Origin of the sequence: Parafrankia sp. EUN1f, from assembly GCF_000177675.1 — a bacterium.
GTDB lineage: Bacteria > Actinomycetota > Actinomycetes > Frankiales > Frankiaceae > Parafrankia.
On the sequence record NZ_ADGX01000317.1, the window covers coordinates 1 to 3,163 of the forward strand.

Sequence of the window (3,163 nt, forward strand, 5' to 3'; positions counted from 1 at the left end):
CGCGGACATGGCGATGAAGATCGAGGCGGCTCGGCACATGGTGTATGTCGCGGCGGCCCGCGCCGAACGCGGCGAGCCGAACCTCGGGTTCATCACCGCCGCCGCCAAGTGCTTCGCCTCGGACGTCGCCATGGAGGTCACCACCGACGCCGTCCAGCTCTTCGGGGGCGCCGGCTACACCCGTGACTTCCCGGTCGAGCGGATGATGCGCGACGCGAAGATCACGCAGATCTACGAGGGCACCAACCAGATCCAGCGGATGGTCATGTCCCGGGCCCTGCTCAGAGGCTAGCTCTCCTGCCGCCCCCGCTCGTATGTGCAGACGAGAAGGGCCGGCCGCGCCGAACGCCGGGCACATTTTCAAACCAAGGACCACCGCGCGTTCAGACAAAAGGCGGCGACCGTCTCCAGTCCTGGTGCTGCATCCACCAAGACGTACAAGACCATCCGATCGTTCATCATGGTCAATGAAAGAGAAGCGAGAAGTATGCCTCTGCGTGCTCGCCGGTCTTGTCTGGCTGTTCCTGGCTCGAACCCGAAGATGCTGGGCAAGGCGCAGGGCCTTCCCGCCGACCAGATCTTCTGCGATCTTGAGGATTCCGTCGCCCCGGACGCGAAGGAGTCGGCGCGCGGCAACGTCGTCGCCGCTCTGAACGAGGGCGACTGGGCGGGCAAGACCCGCGTGGTGCGGGTCAACGACCTGACCACCAAATGGACCTACCGCGACGTGGTCACGGTCGTCGAGGGCGCCGGCGCGAACCTGGACTGCGTGATGCTGCCGAAGGTGCAGACCGCGGCGCAGGTGCAGTGGCTCGACCTGCTGCTCACGCAGATCGAGGAGGTGATGGGCTTCGAGGTCGGGCGGATCGGCATCGAGGCCCAGATCGAGAACGCGCTGGGCCTGTCGAACGTGAAGGAGATCGCGTTCGCGAGCCCGCGGATCGAGACGATCATCTTCGGTCCGGCGGACTTCATGGCGTCGATCAACATGCCGTCGCTCGTCGTGGGCGCCCTCACCCCGGACTATCCCGGTGACCCGTTCCACTATGTGCTGTTCAAGATTCTCGAGGCGGCGCGGGCGCGGGGGGTGCAGGCGATCGACGGGCCGTTCCTGCAGATCCGGGACGTGGACGCGTTCCGCGGGGTGGCGAAGAAGTCGGCGGCGTTGGGTTATGACGGCAAGTGGGTGCTGCATCCGGGGCAGATCGAGGCGGCGAACGAGATCTACGCCCCGCGGCAGGAGGACTACGACCACGCCGAGCTGATCCTCGACGCGTATGCCTGGTACACGTCGGCTGCCGGTGGTCTGCGCGGGGCGGTGATGCTCGGCGACGAGATGATCGACGAGGCCAGCCGCAAGATGGCCGAGGTCATCGCGGGCAAGGGCCGGGCCGCCGGGATGGCGCGCACCGCGACCTTCACCCCGCCCGAGGCCTGAGCGGAGGCCGGCCGCCCGCGCTGGTTACTCGCGGGTAGCCTAGCTTGGTTACTCGCTGGTAGGCTGCCGGGCTTCGGCTGGTATTTCGCTGGTTTTCGCCGAGATCAACGACACAGGAGCCGCGATGGGCAGGATTGCGCAGACCGACGGGCTGACGGATGTCCAGGCGGACATCCTCGCCGCGGTGAGGTCGTTCGTGGACAAGGAGATCCTCCCGTACGCGAACGAGCTGGAGCGCAAGGACGAGTTCCCCGACGCCATCGTCGAGGCGATGAAGGAGATGGGGCTGTTCGGGATCACGATTCCCGAGCAGTACGGCGGCCTCGGTGAGTCGCTGCTGACCTACGCGCTGGTGGTCGAGGAGATCGCGCGCGGCTGGATGAGCGTCTCCGGCGTCATCAACACCCACTTCATCGTGGCGTACCTGGTGCTGCAGCACGGCACCGAGGAGCAGCGGGCGCGGCTGCTGCCGAAGATGGCGACCGGTGAGGTGCGCGGCGCCTTCTCGATGAGCGAGCCGGGCTGTGGTTCGGACGTCTCGGCCATCACGACCCGCGCGGACCGCGACGGCGACGACTACGTCGTCAACGGTCAGAAGATGTGGCTGACGAACGGTGCCCGCGCCGGGCTGGTCGCGACGCTGGTGAAGACCGACGAGGGCGCGGACTCGGTATACCGGAACATGACGACGTTCCTGTTGGAGAAGGAGCCCGGTTTCGGGACCCACGGGGGGATCACGATCCCCGGCAAGCTCGACAAGCTCGGGTACAAGGGCGTCGAGACGACGGAGATGATCCTCGACGGGCATCGCACTCCGGCGAGCTCGATCCTGGGCGGGCCCGAGGCGGCCGGCAAGGGCTTCTACCAGATGATGGACGGCGTCGAGGTCGGGCGGGTCAACGTCGCGGCGCGGGCCTGCGGGATCATGATCCGGGCGTTCGAGCTGGCGATCGCCTACGCCCAGCAGCGCCGGACGTTCGGTCACCAGATCGCCGACCACCAGGCGATCGCCTTCAAGCTCGCGGAGATGGCGACCAAGGTCGAGGCCGGCCACCTGATGATGGTCAACGCGGCCCGCAAGAAGGACAGCGGGCAGCGTAACGACGTCGAGGCGGGCATGGCGAAGTTCCTGGCCAGTGAGTACTGCCACGAGGTGACGACGGAGTCGTTCCGGATTCATGGCGGGTACGGCTACTCCAAGGAGTACGAGATCGAGCGCCTGTACCGGGAGGCGCCGTTCATGCTCATCGGTGAGGGCACCTCCGAGGTGCAGAAGCGCATCATCAGCCGCGCGCTGCTCAAGGAGTACAAGCTCCCCCGCTGAGCCGGCCGCCGGCCGCGGCAAGGGAGTCGTCCGGGTACCGCGGGCGGGTGAACGATGCCGGACACCCGCCCGCGTAGGACCGCCAGGTACAAGGGAACAGGGGTGGGGCATGCAGTTCGGCCGGTACTACGAGGAGTTCGAGGTCGGCGCGGTCTACAAGCACTGGCCGGGCAAGACCGTCACCGAGTACGACGACCACCTGTTCTGCCTGCTCACGATGAACCACCATCCGCTGCACCTCGACGCGAACTACGCCGAGAAGACCACCCAGTTCAAGCGGAACGTCGTCGTCGGCAACTACGTGTACTCGCTGCTGCTCGGCATGTCGGTCGCCGACGTGTCCGGCAAGGCGATCGCGAACCTCGAGGTCGAGTCGCTGCGCCACGTCGCGCCGGTCTTCC

4 protein-coding genes are annotated in these 3,163 nt (G+C 66.8%); all 4 read left to right on the plus strand.

Annotation, left to right across the window (positions count from 1 at the left end; genetic code table 11):
• A partial coding sequence (locus FREUN1FDRAFT_RS38540) for an acyl-CoA dehydrogenase family protein (RefSeq protein ID WP_035957549.1) occupies positions 1-292 on the plus strand: 292 nt, incomplete at its 5' end.
• A gap of 195 nt (positions 293-487) precedes the next feature.
• Complete coding sequence (locus FREUN1FDRAFT_RS38545) at positions 488-1,438, plus strand: CoA ester lyase (RefSeq protein ID WP_035957551.1); 951 nt, start codon at positions 488-490, stop codon at positions 1,436-1,438.
• 124 nt (positions 1,439-1,562) lie between these two features.
• Positions 1,563-2,762 carry an acyl-CoA dehydrogenase family protein gene (locus FREUN1FDRAFT_RS38550; RefSeq protein ID WP_006545871.1) on the plus strand — a complete coding sequence of 400 codons (1,200 nt, stop codon included), beginning with the start codon at positions 1,563-1,565 and terminating at the stop codon, positions 2,760-2,762.
• 109 nt (positions 2,763-2,871) lie between these two features.
• Positions 2,872-3,163 (plus strand): MaoC family dehydratase (locus FREUN1FDRAFT_RS38555; RefSeq protein ID WP_006545872.1); only part of this gene is annotated, 292 nt, incomplete at its 3' end.

Bases quoted from the DNA above. Each gene is read 5' to 3' on its own strand.
- FREUN1FDRAFT_RS38550 (WP_006545871.1), top strand. From the start codon at position 1,563: ATGGGCAGGATTGCGCAGACCGACGGGCTGACGGATGTCCAGGCGGAC.
- FREUN1FDRAFT_RS38545 (WP_035957551.1), top strand. From the start codon at position 488: ATGCCTCTGCGTGCTCGCCGGTCTTGTCTGGCTGTTCCTGGCTCGAAC.